Raw genomic sequence first — 15,172 nt, forward strand, 5'->3', positions numbered from 1 at the left:
GCCGCCCATGACGAACAGCGCTGCCCGCGACGACACGCTCGCGCCTCGCCGCCCCGCGTCGCCGCGCGCCGGCCGGCGCGATCCGCTTCGCCGGTGGCGGCTCGCGGGCCTCGCGCTGCCGTTCGCGGTGCTCGCGTTGCTGGAGGTCGTCGTGCGCCAGGGCTGGCTGCCGGCCCATCTCGTTCCGGCGCCGAGCGAGATTCTCGCCACGCTCGCCGGCATGGGCATCACGCGCGTGGCGCGCCACGTCGGCGCGAGTACGCTGCGGGTCGCGGCGGGTTTCGCGGCCGGCGCCGTACTCGCGCTCGCCGTCGGCGCGGCGATGGGCCTGAGCCGACGGATCGACGCGCTGCTCGAACCGACGTTCCAGGCGCTGCGCGCGATTCCGTCGCTCGCGTGGGTGCCGGTGCTGTTGCTGTGGCTCGGCATCGATGAAGCGCCGAAAATCACGCTGATCGCCATCGGCGCATTCTTCCCCGTCCATCTCGCGGTGGTCGCCGGCATTCGCGACGTCGACCGCAAGCTCGTCGAGCTTGGCGCCGTGTACCGGCTCGGCCCGCTCGCGCTGTTCCGGCGAATCCTGCTGCCAGCCGCGCTGCCGCAGATCGTCACCGGCCTGCGTACCGGCCTCAGCCTCGCGTGGATGTTCATGGTCGCCGCGGAGCTGATCGCGGCCACGCGCGGCCTCGGCTTCCTGCTGAGCGACGGCCGCGAGACCGGGCGGCCCGATCTCGTGTTCGGCGCGATCCTGCTGCTGGCGTTGCTCGGCAAGCTGACCGACGGCGCGATGGCACGCATCGAGTCGCACTGGCTCGGCTGGCGCGACGCATTCGATCACGCGAAACGCAAGGTGTCGACATGAGCACGCGCGCTTCCGCACACACGGCAGCGGACGCGGCAACACCGCTGCTCGACCTGCGCATCACCCGCAAGTATTACGGCGACCGCACGATCCTCGCCGACGTCCCGCTGCAGGTCACGCGCGGCGAGATCGTCTGCGTGGTCGGCCCGAGCGGATGCGGCAAGAGCACGCTGCTGCGGATCGTCGCCGGCCTCGACACGGATTTCCGCGGCAGCGTGAAGCTGGGAGGCGTCGCGCTCGACGGCCCCTCCCCGCGCGTCGGCGTGATCTTCCAGGAGCCGCGACTGCTGCCGTGGTTATCGATCGCGGACAACGTCGGCTTTGCGGCCGGCCCGCGAGGCGGGCGCGCGCCGGCCGTCGCCCGGCTGCTCGACGAAGTCGGCCTTGCCGGCGTCGCCCGGCAACTGCCGGCCACGTTGTCGGGCGGGATGGCCCAGCGCGCCGCGATCGCGCGCGGGCTGTTCGGCGAACCGGATCTGCTGCTGCTCGACGAACCGTTCAGCGCGGTCGACGCGATGACCCGGATGCGGTTGCAGACGCTGCTGCTCGATGTCGTCGCGCGGCACCGGATGGCCGCGATCGTCGTCACGCACGATCTCGACGAAGCGCTGTACCTGGGTGATCGCGTGCTGATGCTCGCGCCCGACCCGGGCCGCATCGACGACGAGATCCACGTCGAGGCCGCACGACCGCGCGACCGCCGCGACCCGTCGCTGGCCGTACTGCGCGCGCGGCTGCTGGACGCATTCCAGCATCTTCAGGATCGTGCCGGCGGAGCGAAGCGTTTGACGCACGGCAACCCGCGTGAGGAATCCGGAATTCGCGCGGGCTGATTCCGGACTGATTCATCACCGATTCGTCGCCGGCATCTCCCGACCCCGATCCGGCACACGTTCAACGCCAGGCGACGCATCCGGAGTGTCACGCGTGTGCGGCGAGAATCATCGTCGTATCGGCGCCCCAACAGGGTGCGCGGGAGATCGAGCGTGCCCGCTCACGTCGCAGCCCCATGCAATGCCGCGACGCGCCGGTGCACCGACGCACATCAACCGTGCTCAACCGTGCGTATGCCGCAATTCGCCGTCGATGGTCTGCGGCAGCGTCAACAGGTTGAAGATCGGGCACACGGCCTCGACTGCCTGATGCAGTGCACGAATCGTCTCCGGCGGTTCGGGCGACACGATATCGAGCGTGTAGCGGAGGTTGTGCGGAAACACCGGCACATGCTCGAAGCCCGGCTGCTGCGCGAGCGGATGCTGGTCGCCGGTCACCTCGACTTCGATCGAGTCGATCTTCAGGCCGCGCTCCGCGGCCTGGATCAGCGTGATGTGCGTCAGGCAGCTGCCCAGCACGCCGAGCTGCAGCTCCGGCGACGCCGGCCCGAGGTTGTAGCCGGCAAAATCGGGCGGACTGTCGCTGATCACCTGGAAATCGCGAATGCGGATCTCGCGCACGCCGCTGCGGCCCAGTGCACGCACGGTCGCTTTCAGCGGCGTCGCCTTGAATTCCGGATCGTTGCGCGCGGCATCCTTTTTCGCGAGCCAGGCGTCGCGCTTCTGTTCGAGATAGTCGTTCAGTGTCGTCATGGTCGGGCCGGTACGGTCGCAATCATCGGCCTCGCATGCGACGGCCGGTTGAGGGGAGTCGTCATGCTATTCCGATCCGCCTCGGCCACTAAACGATCTTTCCAGCAAAGCAATTCGCGCCGCGCGATGTCACATTGCAACCTCCGCGTTCAGGAACGCGTCGGCAGTTATGCACCGCCCTCCGACTTATCCACAATTTCCGTGCATAACCCTGTGGAGAACCTGGCGGCAATCGCGCTGCCGCCCTTGCCGACAGGCGTCGCCGCGCCGCCGTCGCCGCGTCGCGGGCACTGAACGCGAACGGCGTCGCATCGGTTTCGACGCTCGCCCGGATCCGGTTCCTCATCGTGCCGACGCATCGGTTGCGTCAATATCGGCGGTCAGGATGTCCGCACCAGAAGTGCGCTGCTCCGACGACGTCCACACCGTGTCGTGCCGCGAGCGCGGCACGGCGATCCGGTGCCCGCCTCGATGCATCACGCAAGCGCGTCGTCACGCAGACGGAACTGCGCGACCGCCGCGCTCAGCCGCGCGCCTTGTTCGTCGAGCGACAGCGCCGCGGCCGCGGCCTCCTCGACCAGCGCGGCATTGCGCTGCATCGCCTGCTCCATCTGGATGACCGCGGCGTTCACCTGCTCGATGCCCGACGATTGCTCTTCGAACGCGTGGCTGGTGTCGCTCATGATCGTGTTGACGCGCTCGACCGCGGCGACGAGCTCGGCCATCGCCGAGCCGGCCAGGGCGACGAGACCGCTGCCGTCCTCGACGCGCTGCGCGGAATGGCCGATCAGCTCGCGGATTTCCTTCGCCGCCGACGCGCAGCGCTGCGCGAGCCCGCGCACCTCGGTCGCGACGACCGCGAAGCCGCGCCCTTGCTCGCCCGCGCGCGCGGCTTCGACGGCAGCGTTCAATGCGAGGATGTTGGTCTGGAACGCGATGCTCTCGATCACGCCGACGATCCCGGAGATCTTCGCGGAACTGTGCGAAATCGCCGACATCGTCTCGACGACGCGCTGCATCGCGTCGCCGCCGCGCGACGCGATGCCCGCCGCGCCCTCGACGTAGGTGCGGGCATCGCGCGCGTTGTCCGCGTTCTGGCGCACGGCCGCCGTCAGCTGCTCGACGCTCGCCGCCGCCTGCTGCAGCGAAACGGCCTGCTGCTCGGTCCGCGCCGACAAGTCGACGTTGCCGCTCGCGATCGTGCGGACGTCGCCGACGATCGTTTCCGTACTCGTGCGCACCTGGTTCACGGTGTCGACGAGGCCGTCCTGCATCCGCTTCAGCGCATGCAGCAGATACGCCATCTCGTTCTCGCCGGGCACGACGACCGTGCCGGTCAGGTCGCCCTTCGAGATCTTTTCGAACTGGCCGACCGCGAGCCTGATCGGCTCGATGATCGCCTTCGCGAGCACGCGCTGCGCCACGAAGCCGACGACGAGCGCGAGCACCGCGACCGCGACCATCCCCCACACGATCCTGTGGAAAAGGACACCGGCCGCCTCGTAGCGCGCCTTTTCACGCGCGACCTGGAACGATTCGAGCGCATCGATCGCCTCCTGGTACGCGGTGAACAGGGCGGGCGGCGCGGTGCGTTGCGTGTCGAGGAAGCCGAACGCGTCGTCGCCGTCGAGTTGCGCGAGCGCCTTCAGGAACACGCCGTCGAGCAGGGCACGACGGCGATTCTGCAGCGTGTCGAACAGCGACTGTTCGTCGGCGCTGCGCGCGTGCAGGCGCGCGTAGGCCTCCAGTTCGTCGTTGCTCTGCTTGAGGAGCGCGTGGACTTTCGCGACCTCTTCCTTCGCCGACCGACCGGCGCTGATGACCTGCGCGACGTCGCTCATCCGCTCGCGCAGCACGAGCATGCGCTCGGAGCTGGTCTTCAGGTGCAGCAGCGACGCGGTGTCGTCGCGGTACATCGCCTCGAGCGAACCGTTGCCCATATAGAGGGCCGCGATGCATGCGCCGACCACCAGCACGAGCAGCACGGTATAGCCCGCGATGGTCGCGACGAGACCACCACGGATAGTGAGTTGTTTTCGCATGACGTTCCCTTGCGCCGGCCGGGCGCGGCCAGCGGCGGATGTGGATTCCGGATCACGAAAGACGCGCGCCGTGTCGCAACACGCGGCGCATGGGCTGCGAACGGGTTAACGGCGGGTGGAGCGGGGAGGTTTTATCCGCACGCGACGCGAATCTTGACGATTGCGACAGGTGTCGGTCTCGCCACGCCGGCTTCAGTCACGCGCCACGCGGCGGACGGCGGCCAGCGCGTCCGCGCCCTGGCCACGGAAACGACGCCGATGTTCTGGGTTGCCGGCCGCGCGATCGCGTGTCCGGATAGCGGGCAACAATGGAGAAAAGCGCGCTATTCCGCACTCTGGAATGACCGGCGTATTTCAATCCGCTTACTCGCGGCAAATCTGAATAACCACGCCGAAAGTGCACGCTGGCGAATCTGACTGTGTCCTCTATGGGAATGGAAGTTGAGCCACGCGAATGTATATCGGGGCGCGTTCCGGCGGCTGACCGAAGCCCTCAAAAGATTGTTGCCAGGTGCTACGATGAGAAACCTGTCGGCGTCCCCGATACATTCGGCCCTGATCAATTTCAAAGGTTCGCCATGAAGCTTCGGACGGTATATTTGAAAGTCATCGACATGGAGACATCCATCTCGTTTTGGCGACGATTACTCGGACACGAGCCGCACAAGCAGTCCGGAAAGTGGACGGAATTCATGATCGGTGAAAACCGGCTAGGTCTTCTGCTAAACGACTTTGGCGACGAATTCAACGGCAGCGGTTCGGTTCCGGTCTTCGAATTCGAGGAAGAGGCTCTTCACGAGTTCGTGCAGCGGGCATTGGAAAACGGTGCTTCCGTGGTCATGGACGGATTGAAGATTGAATCGATGAAAAGCATCGTCCTGAGCAGCCCCGACGGACACGAGTTCGAGCTATGCATGTGTCACGCCTAGGCACCGCCGGGATTGCCTGCCGGATAGGCATCCGAAGCGTGGCGCCTTACGTCACCGCATGAGCGAAAAGGGGTTCGAGAAGCGCCGTGCGCTCTCTCGCCCCCGTCGATGCACGTGCCACGCGAACCGCACCGGGCTCCACGGTCGACCGTTGCCGCCGCTACGTAACGGTAACCGTCCGCCCTGGCTGCGAGTGGGTCCCCTCCGGTTTCCCCCAGTCCTGCGCATTTCGCAATCTGATGCCGCTGGCATGCAGCGTCGTTTGCCAGACGCCTTTCAATGGCGTGAGCCTGTCCACGACCCGTAACGCAATACCTCTCGACGCCAGTTCGCCCACCAGATCATCCAGCGCATCAACCCGGGTGGGAACGACTGGCGTACGCGAAACATGCATCCCGACATCGCCGATATCCTCGAACGGTTCCACAGGCAGATGGTAGCGATAGATGCGGGCTGTCTTGAAACGGTCGAGCCACGCATGCTCGATATGCGCGATCGCGCGAAACGACGTTCCACCGAACCATGCAGCCCGATCCTCGATGCTCGTGGACGGTGTCGGCCAGACGACAATGCGCGGACACTCCCTGGGAAACAGGTACAGCAGTTCGTGCGCCTCATCCGTCGACCATACCAATGGCCCATTCAACCATTCCTGTCCGGCCGGGCGCTCAACCGCAACACGCACGGGCCTCGGATGAAATTTCACGATCGTCGAATCGTCGCTGAAATGAAAAAGACGGATTGTCATGTCGCATGCCCCCGAGCTGCTCGAACGTCACGATCTTGCTGACCATCAGGGCCAGCGAGTTGGCCGCCGCTGCCCCCATCAGGAACCCGACGACTACCAGGCGCTGCGTCCCTGGAAGATGCCTGCCGGTCATTGACGTTTCATGCAGCACTGAAACGACGTGGTCCCGATCACAGTGAAAATGGCGTGTCGAAATTCCTCTCCGAATATCATGGAAACCCGCAGCATCGGCCTTCCTGTTTTGTACTTCGGCACACCTGTTGCGCTCGTTTCCAGCCTGAGTCAGGACGGAACCACGAATCTTAGCCCTATCTCATCCTATTGGGCACTGTCCGATACGTTACTGATCGGCCTGAGCGAAACGGGTCAATGCAGTCGCAATCTGCAACGATGCAAGGAGTTGGTACTCAATTTGCCGGATGCGTCGTTGTGGACGAACGTCGAGGCCATCGCAGCAACGTCCGGGGCGGAAGCCATGCCCGATGCGAAGAGGACGATGGGCTACAGGTTCGAACGTGACAAGTTCAAGTGCGCCGGCCTTACGGCGAAAGCGAGTGAATGCGTTGCTCCAATGCGAGCCGCTGAATGCCCGATCCAGATCGAAGCAGGCGTGGTTCGCACCCATCAGATCGGCAAGGAAGCAGATGCCTTGATCGCCGTCGAGGTGAAGGCGCTGCGCATCCATGTCCATTCCGAATGGAAGCGGCATACTTCAACCCGCACGCTTAAAACTGATACCCTTGCCGGAAAACAGATATGGAATTCCGTGGCGGCTCCACGCCATCTCCATTCAGATAACAGATAACAGAAAACCAAAAAGAGGGCATTCCGAAATGAAACGTGGTTTTGTATTTGCCGGCCTGCTGGCAATGTCGTTGTTCGCCGCGCAGGCGGCACGGGCGCAGGAAAAGGCCGCGCCGCCTGTTTATACGTGGCTGTCCGAGCGTTTCCCGGATTACACCCGCTACGATTCCCCGGTATTGACCATCAGCGATTCGGGTTTATCGGCCGACCAGGGCATCGTCGACGCGCAACTGACGCTGGTCCAGTCTCCGCAAGGCGTCGATTCCGTACTGGGGCTGGCCGTCGCCTTCCATACGAAGCAGAAGTGGAATTTCAATACCGTGCGCGACTACGGGAAATTCGGCACCCGCTACCGGCAGCCGGACCTCCCCGTCGTGATTCCGACGCTGAACGGCGGTGGCTACAACGACACCGGATACTGGAACACGGCAGCCGATGGCGGCAAGACCTGGCCCGTCAACGGCGGCATCTTCATCCTGCTGGACCGCCTCAACCTGAAGACCTACGAGATCAGCGGGACCGACCTCGTGCTCAGCCTCTCGGACTACGACGCGACCGACAAGGTCTTCAGGATCCGGATTCCGGCCGCGTACCTGTCGCGCTTTCTCGCCAGCATTCCGAACGACCGCCGTCTGGTGCCGGAAGAGCTGAGAGGCCGCCCGATGGGCTTCGGCGTGCATTTCGTCGACCTCGACGAGCGGGTGCAGGCGGGCATGAAGCTCCCCGGCGGCGCGATGCAGATCCTCGGTGTGCTGCCCGGCACCGTCGCCGATCGCGCCGGCCTGAAGAACTACGATGTGCTGATCCGGTTCGGCGATCGCCCGCTCAAGACGATGGCCGATCTGGCCGACGCCGTGCATGCGACCGCCAAGGGCACGGTGGTGCCGCTGACCGTCTGGCGCGATGCCAGGGCGGTCACGCTGCAGGCGCAATTCTGAGCGCGCCGCCGGGCCGGCGCGCGAACGCGGCCTGACGCCGCGGCGCACGCGTCACGCGTCACGCGGCCCCGTCGCGCCCCTTCGGAAACGCGCCATGGCTCATCGCGTCGAGTTGCCGCTCGATCTCCGCGCGCAATTCGGCGGAGATCTCGACGCTGTCGAGCAACTGCGAAATCCATAGCCCGTCGGCGGCGAGCCGGCAGATCATCAGCGTCGCGGCCTGCTCGAGCGGCACCGGGTCGGGGCGCGTCCATTCCCGCATCGGCACCGACCATCGTTCGCGCGTGTCCTGGTCGGTAATCATCGACGCGACGAGCACGCGCAGCACATCCGTACTCGCGACCGGCTGCGACTCGTCGAGCACCGCGTGCATGTAGGCCCGCGCCGCCGCACCGGCGCCGCCGGCATCCGCCGCCACCCGCTCGGCCATCTGCGCGGCGAACCGCTCGGTCGCCTGACCGAACAGCGCATCCAGCAGCCCCTGCTTGTTCGCGAAGTGATACTGCAACGCGCCCTTCGTCACGCCGGCGCGCTCGGCCACCGCATCGAGCGTCAATGCGGCCACGCCGTGATGTGTCGCGATTTCCGATGCAGCCGCCAGCAGCTGCGCGCGCACCTGGTCCGGAGCTTTTTTTCGACGCACGCCGGCGGTGGCGACGGCCGGCGCCGACGATGCTTCAGGCGCCCGCGCACCGGCCACGGCAGCCGGTTCGACAGGCTCGGCCACATCGTGCGGCGCGGGTTCGAGGTGCTTTTTCATGATGCGGATGTTAGCACCGGGCGTCTCGATATAAACATTCCGGCTGGATGGTATGATCCGCCGCATGACTCGATCCACCCCCTCCCCCTGGTCCGCGCTCGACACCGCCATCGCCCGTGGACGCGACGCCCTCGTGCGTCTCCAGCAGCCCGACGGCAGCTGGTGTTTCGAACTCGAATCCGACGCGACGATCACCGCGGAATACATCCTGATGATGCATTTCATGGACAAGATCGACGACCTCCGCCAGGAGCGGATGGCGCGCTACCTGCGCGCGAACCAGCGGCTCGACACGCACGGCGGCTGGGCACTGTACGTCGACGGCGATCCGGACGTGTCGTGCAGCGTGAAGGCGTACTTCGCGCTGAAGGCGGCCGGCGACAGCGAGCACGCGCCGCACATGGTCCGCGCGCGCGACGCGATCCTGAAGCTCGGCGGCGCGGCACGCTCGAACGTGTTCACGCGCATCCTGCTCGCGACGTTCGGCCAGGTGCCGTGGCGCGCGGCGCCGTTCATGCCGATCGAATTCGTGCTGTTCCCGAAGTGGGTGCCGATCTCGATGTACAAGGTCGCGTACTGGGCGCGCACGACGATGGTGCCGCTGCTCGTGCTGTGCTCGCTGAAGGCGCGCGCCCGCAATCCGCGCAACGTCTCGATCCGCGAGCTGTTCGTCACGCCGCCGGATGAAGAACGCCGGTACTTCCCGCCCGCGCGCGGCATGCGCAAGCTGTTCCTCGCGCTCGACCGCACGGTGCGTCATGTCGAGCCGCTGATGCCGAAGGGCCTGCGGCAGCGCGCGATCCGCCACGCCGAAGCGTGGTGCGCGGAGCGCATGAACGGCGAGGACGGGCTCGGCGGGATCTTCCCGCCGATCGTGTACAGCTACCAGATGATGCAGGTGCTCGGCTACCCGGACGATCATCCGCTGCGGCGCGATTGCGAGAACGCGCTGGAAAAGCTGCTGGTCACGCGGCCGGACGGCAGCATGTATTGCCAGCCGTGCCTGTCGCCGGTGTGGGATACCGCGTGGAGCACGATGGCGCTCGAGCAGGCACGCGGCGTGGCGGTGCCGGAAGACGGCGAGCCGGACGACGCGCGGCGCGCACTCGACGCACGCATCGCGCGCGCGTACGACTGGCTGGCCGAACGCCAGGTGAACGACCTGCGCGGCGACTGGATCGAGAACGCGCCGGCCGACGTCCAGCCGGGCGGATGGGCGTTCCAGTACGCGAATCCGTACTACCCCGACATCGACGACACCGCGGTCGTCACCGCGATGCTCGATCGCCGCGGCCGCACGCATTGCAACGCGGACGGCACGAACCCGTATGCGCCGCGCGTCGCGCGCGCGCTCGACTGGATGCGCGGGCTGCAATCGCGCAACGGCGGTTTCGCGGCGTTCGACGCCGACTGCGACCGCATGTACCTGAACGCGATCCCGTTCGCCGATCACGGCGCCCTGCTCGATCCGCCGACCGAGGACGTGTCGGGCCGCGTGCTGCTGTGCTTCGGCGTGACGAAACGCGCGGACGAACGCGCGTCGCTCGCGCGCTGCATCGAATACGTGAAGCGCACGCAGCAGCCCGACGGCAGCTGGTGGGGCCGCTGGGGCACGAACTACATCTACGGTACGTGGAGCGTGCTGGCCGGCCTCGCGCTCGCCGGCGAGGACAAGTCGCAGCCGTATATCGCACGCGCGATCGAATGGCTGCGTTCACGGCAGCATGCGGATGGCGGCTGGGGCGAGACGAACGACAGCTACATCGACCCGAAGCTGGGCGGCACCAATGGCGGCGAGAGCACGTCGAACTTCACCGCGTGGGCGCTGCTCGCGCAGATGGCGTTCGGCGACTGCGAATCCGATTCGGTGAAGCGCGGCATCGCGTATCTGCAGTCGGTGCAGCAGGAAGACGGTTTCTGGTGGCATCGTTCGCACAACGCACCCGGCTTCCCGCGCATCTTCTACCTGAAGTATCACGGCTATACCGCGTACTTCCCGCTGTGGGCGCTCGCGCGTTACCGGCGGCTGGCGGGCGCGGCGGCGGCAGCGCCCACGGCGGTCGATGCGGCCGACACGGTCGTCGCCTGAACGATCGCGCGCCGCCCGGCGCTCAGCGATCGATCGGCAGCGGCGCATCGGCCGCGACGAGCTGCTGCTCGCGCATCTCGCGCCAGAAATCGGCGGGGATATCGAACGTCAGTGCCGCTGAATCTTCCGCGATCCGCTCGGGTCGGCTCGCGCCCGGAATCACCGCGGCCGTCGCCGGATGCGCGAGCACGAACTGCAGCGCGGCCGCCTTGACCGGCACGTCGTAGCGCACCGCGATCGCGCGGATGCGCTCGACCTTCGCGACGATGTCGGGCGGCGCCTTCTGGTATTCGAAGTGCGCGCCGCCGACGAGCACCCCCGAGCTGTACGGACCACCGACGACGATCCCGACGTTGCGGGCCGCAGCCGCCGGCATCACGCGCTGCAGCGCGCGTTCGTGGTCGAGCAGCGTGTAGCGGCCGGCCAGCAGCATGCCGTCCGGTTGCGGTTCGGCCAGATCCAGCACCAGTTCGATCGGCTCGACGCGGTTCACGCCGAGGCCCCATGCACCGATCACGCCTTCTTCGCGCAGCTTGCTCAGCACGCGGAACGCGCCCTTGCGCGCGGCCTCGAACTGCGCGAGCCATTCGTCGCCATGGATGTCCTGCGCGATGTCGTGCACCCAGACAATGTCGAGGCGGTCGGTGCGCAGGCGCTTCAGGCTGTCCTCGATCGAGCGCAGCGTCGCGTCGGCCGAGTAGTCGCTCACCAGCCGGTTCGCGCGGCCATGCGCGAAGATCCCGCTCTTTTCGCCGTAGTCGCGGGTCTTCGCGTCTTCCATTTCGTCGAGCACGATGCGGCCGACCTTCGTGCTGATGACGTAGTCGCCACGGCGATGGCCGGCGAGCGCGTCGCCGAGGCGCGCTTCGGCCAGGCCGGCGCCGTACGACGGCGCGGTATCGAAGTAGCGGATACCGCGCGCCCACGCGGCTTCGACGGTGGCGATCGCTTCTTCGTCGGGAATGTCGCGGAACATGTTGCCGAGCGGCGCCGCGCCGAAACCGAGCCGGTTGTCGGCCGGCAGCGTGTCTTTGAGACTCATCAGTTGCTCCGGGTCTGACAGGAAAGTGAACCCAGTCTAGGTTGCACACATAAGTCTGTCCAAGACATAATTCGTCGAACTTGAGTCCCCGAAGGTCTTATATGCTCGACATCCGCCAGCTTCAGTATTTCATCGCGGTCGCGGAAGAGGAACACGTCGGCCGCGCGGCCGAACGCCTGCACATTTCGCAATCGCCGCTCAGCCGCCAGATCGCGCAGCTCGAGGAAAAGCTCGGGCTGACGCTGTTCGAACGCAGCCAGCAGCGCATTCGTCTGACGCGTGACGGCCGCACGTTCCTCAGTGAAACGCACGCGTTCCTGCGTCACGCGAACCGCCTCGAATCGCTCGCGCGCCGGCTCGGCCGCGGCGACGAAGGCGGCCTGTGCATCGGCTACCTCGAAACGGCCACGCACTCGGGCGTGCTGCCGCGCGCGCTGAAGACGCTGCGTGCCGATCGCCCGTCCGTTCACATCGCTCTGTATAACTATCAATCCGCCGCGCAGCTCGAAGGCTTGCGCGAACGCAGCCTCGACATCGCGCTCGTCACCGAGCCGCCTGCACCTGACGATCCCGAACTCGATTCGATGCGGGTACTGAACGATCCGATGCTGCTCGCGATGCCCGACGGGCACCCGCTCGCGAAGAAAAAAACGCTCGTCGCCGACGATCTCGCCGCGCAGGCGTGGATCGGCGTCACGCAGCACGAAAGCGCGCCGCGTCACGGCGCGTTCGTCGCGGCGTGCGCGAAAGCCGGCTTTTCGCCGGACATTTCGGTGGAAGCGACCGAGCCGCTCGCGGCGCTCGGGCTCGTCGCCGCCGGGCTCGGCGTGACGATGATCCAGCAGAGCCTGCGTCACCAGGTGCCGGAAGGCGTCGTGCTGCGCGAGCTGCCGTGGTTCAGTTACCGCACGCCGCTGTGGGCCGCGTGGCACAAGGTCAACCTGCGGCCGCTGGTCGGCATCTTCCGCGAAATCCTGACCGGCGAAGAGGTCGTCGCGGTGGCCGGAAAGTAACGCCGCGGATGGCCGGGGGGCCTGCACATCGGCGCCGTCGCGCATGCGAAGCAAACATGGCAACGCCTTCGGCACGAGCCTGAACCCGCGACGAAGGCGCTGACGGAGCCCGATATCGCCAAGCTCCTGCTCGCACGATGCGATGCGTCGAGTCGCGCTGCCGTCAGGCCGCCGCGAACCGCTTCGCCAGTTCCGCGAGGCCCTCTTCGTAGATCCCGCGGAACAGCTTGACGGTGTCGTCGTCGGTCGCACCGTGCGACGTGAACGTGCCCGACCATTCGACGGTCGACGCGTTCGGGCCGTTTTCGCGCACGCGCAGCGTGGAGCGATAGTTCACGACCGGAAACGGCGCTTCGAGGATCGCGTACGTGTAGCTGCGTTGCGCTTCGTCGAACGCGACCAGCCGCTCGACGATCGCCTCGCCGGCCGGGTTCGCGAGACGCCGCACGCGCCCGCCTTCGCTCAGTTCGCTGGCCGGAATGTACGACAGCCAGTCGGGCAGCGACCCGAAGCCGCCGATCAGTTGCCAGATCGTCCCGGCCGAAGCCGGGAGTTCGATGCTTGCATTGGCCTGTGCCATGTCATCACCTTTCAGAATTGACGTCAGGATCAACGACCGGCCGGCAGCGGCGCGTTCGCCGCAATCAGACCTTGCTCACGCATTTCGCGCCAGAAGTCGGCCGGGATCACCACGTTCAGCGCTGCCTGGTCTTCCGCGATCCGCTCCGGGCGGCTCGCGCCCGGAATCACCGCGACGGTGGCCGGATGCGACATCGAGAACTGCAGCGCGGCGGCCTTGATCGGCACGTCGTAGCGCGTGGCGATCGCCTTGATCCGCTCGACCTTCGCGAGAATGTCCGGCGAAGCCTTCTGGTATTCGAAATGCGTGCCGCCCGCGAGCACGCCCGAGCTGTACGGGCCGCCGACGACGATCCCGACGTTCTGCGCGGCAGCCGCCGGCATCACGCGTTGCAGCGCGCGCTCGTGGTCGAGCAGCGTGTAGCGGCCGGCCAGCAGCATGCCGTCCGGTTGCGGTTCGGCGAGGTCCAGCACCAGTTCGATCGGCTCGACGCGGTTCACGCCGAGGCCCCATGCCTTGATCACGCCTTCTTCGCGCAGCTTGCCCAGCACGCGGAACGCGCCCTTGCGCGCGACTTCGAACTGCGCGAGCCATTCGTCGCCGTAGAAGTCCTGCGCGATGTCGTGGACCCAGACGATGTCGAGGCGGTCGGTGCGCAGGCGCTTCAGGCTGTCCTCGATCGAACGCAGCGTCGCGTCGGCCGTGTAGTCGTTGACGATGCGGTTCGGCCGGCCGTGTTCGAACAGGCCGCCCTTTTCGCCGAGATCGCGCGCCGACACGTCTTCGATTTCGTCGAGGATCACGCGGCCGACCTTGGTGCTCAGGACATATTCGTCGCGCGGGTGGTTCGCCAGCGCATCGCCGAGGCGGATTTCCGCCAGGCCCGCGCCGTAGAACGGAGCCGAATCGAAATAACGGATGCCGTGTTGCCATGCCGCTTCGACGGTGGCCGCGGCTTCCGCGTCGGGGATGTTGCGGAACATGTTGCCGAGCGGGGCCGTACCGAAACCAAGGATCTTGTTACCGGGCAGCTTGTCTTTGAGACTCATGATTTTCTCCAGGGAATGAGGGAAAGCGGGTTCAGTCTAGGTACGTCGGTTAAGTCTGTCCAAGACGGAATTCGACACACTTGAGTCCCAGGAGGTCTGAATGGCCGTTTCAAGGCCTGCCTCGATGCCCCGCCCCGATACCCCGTTCCGGCAGGACGCCCGACCGGCAAGGCTTTCGACCGAATCCACACCTGATTCGTGATTCCAGATCAAAAATCATTTGGGCCGGCAGCCGTTTTTCCCGGGCGCCGCGATACCTATATTGGCTGCACTCGCAACGACATCGACGTGGTTGCGGTTCACTCGACCTAATAGGTACCCATGATGAAAACGCTGATTTCTTCCACGCTTTCCGCACTGATCCTTTCCGCACCGGCGCTGTCGTTCGCGCAGCAGGCCGACCATCAACTGACCCGCGCCGAAGTGAAGGCCGAAATGGCGCGCCTCGCGGCCGTCGGCTACACCCCGGCGCTGGACCACAACCAGTACCCGGTCGCGATCCTCGCCGCCGAAAAGCGCGTGCGTGAAAACGCCGTCGCACACAATGCGCCGGGCACCGCACCGGCCGCCGCGACGTCCGGTTACGGCAGCGAAGCGCGCACCGCCGGCGAATCCGGCCGCGTGACGACGATCAACGGCCGCGACTCGATCTATCGCGGTCATTGAGCCGCGCCGACGCGCAAGCGCGCCCGCCTCCCGATACGCGCCACCGCTCGTCCCGCCCTTCCGC

Annotated in this window: 16 protein-coding genes; 9 read left to right on the forward strand and 7 right to left on the reverse strand. The window is 66.4% G+C overall.

Annotation, left to right across the window (positions count from 1 at the left end; translation table 11 throughout):
• The first annotated feature begins 7 nt into the window (after positions 1–7).
• Both ACTJLD_RS29040 and ACTJLD_RS29045 read left to right on the forward strand, forming a co-directional pair.
• Positions 8–862 (forward strand): ABC transporter permease, encoded by an 855-nt coding sequence (locus ACTJLD_RS29040; RefSeq protein WP_060357823.1) that lies wholly within the window; start codon positions 8–10, stop codon positions 860–862.
• Positions 859–1,695 carry an ABC transporter ATP-binding protein gene (locus ACTJLD_RS29045; protein WP_060170181.1) on the forward strand — a complete coding sequence of 279 codons (837 nt, stop codon included), beginning with the start codon at positions 859–861 and terminating at the stop codon, positions 1,693–1,695. The genes ACTJLD_RS29040 and ACTJLD_RS29045 overlap by 4 nt, the downstream gene beginning before the upstream one ends.
• Before the next feature lie 222 nt (positions 1,696–1,917).
• Here ACTJLD_RS29045 and ACTJLD_RS29050 read toward each other — a convergent pair whose 3' ends face one another.
• Entirely contained in the window at positions 1,918–2,448 is a 531-nt protein-coding gene (locus tag ACTJLD_RS29050) for an OsmC family protein (protein WP_021160217.1), read from the reverse strand.
• Between the two features lie 476 nt (positions 2,449–2,924).
• A complete protein-coding gene (locus ACTJLD_RS29055) occupies positions 2,925–4,490 on the reverse strand; it encodes a methyl-accepting chemotaxis protein (protein ID WP_060198720.1) in 1,566 nt (521 codons plus the stop codon).
• Between the two features lie 153 nt (positions 4,491–4,643).
• Here ACTJLD_RS29055 and ACTJLD_RS29060 point away from each other — a divergent pair, with 153 nt between their 5' ends.
• A complete protein-coding gene (locus tag ACTJLD_RS29060; RefSeq protein WP_440660229.1) occupies positions 4,644–4,907 on the forward strand; it encodes a hypothetical protein in 264 nt (87 codons plus the stop codon).
• Between the two features lie 182 nt (positions 4,908–5,089).
• Complete coding sequence (locus ACTJLD_RS29065; protein ID WP_440660231.1) at positions 5,090–5,419, forward strand: VOC family protein; 330 nt, start codon at positions 5,090–5,092, stop codon at positions 5,417–5,419.
• A 160-nt stretch (positions 5,420–5,579) separates the two neighbouring features.
• Here ACTJLD_RS29065 and ACTJLD_RS29070 read toward each other — a convergent pair whose 3' ends face one another.
• Positions 5,580–6,167, reverse strand: a complete 588-nt coding sequence (locus ACTJLD_RS29070) for a DUF6886 family protein (RefSeq protein ID WP_200058982.1) — start codon at positions 6,165–6,167, stop codon at positions 5,580–5,582.
• Positions 6,168–6,378: 211 nt separating this feature from the next.
• Here ACTJLD_RS29070 and ACTJLD_RS29075 point away from each other — a divergent pair, with 211 nt between their 5' ends.
• Together ACTJLD_RS29075 and ACTJLD_RS29080 are read left to right on the forward strand one after the other, a co-directional pair.
• Positions 6,379–6,972 carry a flavin reductase family protein gene (locus tag ACTJLD_RS29075; protein WP_440660233.1) on the forward strand — a complete coding sequence of 198 codons (594 nt, stop codon included), beginning with the start codon at positions 6,379–6,381 and terminating at the stop codon, positions 6,970–6,972.
• The gene (locus ACTJLD_RS29080) at positions 6,857–7,909 is read left to right on the forward strand and encodes a PDZ domain-containing protein (RefSeq protein ID WP_440660330.1); all 1,053 of its coding nucleotides are present in this window, start codon (positions 6,857–6,859) and stop codon (positions 7,907–7,909) included. Before ACTJLD_RS29075 ends, ACTJLD_RS29080 begins: the two co-directional genes overlap by 116 nt.
• 58 nt (positions 7,910–7,967) lie before the next feature.
• Here ACTJLD_RS29080 and ACTJLD_RS29085 read toward each other — a convergent pair whose 3' ends face one another.
• On the reverse strand, positions 7,968–8,669 hold the full coding sequence (locus ACTJLD_RS29085; protein WP_124545615.1) for a TetR/AcrR family transcriptional regulator: 702 nt from the start codon (positions 8,667–8,669) through the stop codon (positions 7,968–7,970).
• A gap of 52 nt (positions 8,670–8,721) precedes the next feature.
• Here ACTJLD_RS29085 and shc point away from each other — a divergent pair, with 52 nt between their 5' ends.
• Positions 8,722–10,758 carry a squalene--hopene cyclase gene (gene shc, locus ACTJLD_RS29090; protein WP_440660235.1) on the forward strand — a complete coding sequence of 679 codons (2,037 nt, stop codon included), beginning with the start codon at positions 8,722–8,724 and terminating at the stop codon, positions 10,756–10,758.
• A 22-nt stretch (positions 10,759–10,780) separates the two neighbouring features.
• Here the strand turns inward: shc and ACTJLD_RS29095 are convergent, their stop codons facing one another.
• Positions 10,781–11,800, reverse strand: coding sequence for an aldo/keto reductase (locus ACTJLD_RS29095; RefSeq protein WP_440660237.1), 1,020 nt, complete (start codon positions 11,798–11,800; stop codon positions 10,781–10,783).
• A gap of 101 nt (positions 11,801–11,901) precedes the next feature.
• Here ACTJLD_RS29095 and ACTJLD_RS29100 point away from each other — a divergent pair, with 101 nt between their 5' ends.
• A complete protein-coding gene (locus ACTJLD_RS29100; RefSeq protein WP_021160208.1) occupies positions 11,902–12,813 on the forward strand; it encodes a LysR family transcriptional regulator in 912 nt (303 codons plus the stop codon).
• 163 nt (positions 12,814–12,976) lie between these two features.
• Here ACTJLD_RS29100 and ACTJLD_RS29105 read toward each other — a convergent pair whose 3' ends face one another.
• The gene (locus ACTJLD_RS29105; protein ID WP_440660239.1) at positions 12,977–13,393 is read right to left on the reverse strand and encodes an SRPBCC family protein; all 417 of its coding nucleotides are present in this window, start codon (positions 13,391–13,393) and stop codon (positions 12,977–12,979) included.
• Positions 13,394–13,422: 29 nt separating this feature from the next.
• Positions 13,423–14,442 (reverse strand): aldo/keto reductase, encoded by a 1,020-nt coding sequence (locus ACTJLD_RS29110; protein ID WP_060085902.1) that lies wholly within the window; start codon positions 14,440–14,442, stop codon positions 13,423–13,425.
• A 321-nt stretch (positions 14,443–14,763) separates the two neighbouring features.
• Between ACTJLD_RS29110 and ACTJLD_RS29115 the strand changes: the two genes are divergently transcribed.
• Positions 14,764–15,108: a DUF4148 domain-containing protein gene (locus ACTJLD_RS29115; protein ID WP_322072713.1), complete on the forward strand. Its 345-nt coding sequence runs from the start codon at positions 14,764–14,766 to the stop codon at positions 15,106–15,108.
• Positions 15,109–15,172: the final 64 nt, after the last annotated feature.

The organism is Burkholderia sp. 22088 (genome assembly GCF_052045915.1).
Lineage (GTDB): Bacteria > Pseudomonadota > Gammaproteobacteria > Burkholderiales > Burkholderiaceae > Burkholderia > Burkholderia cepacia.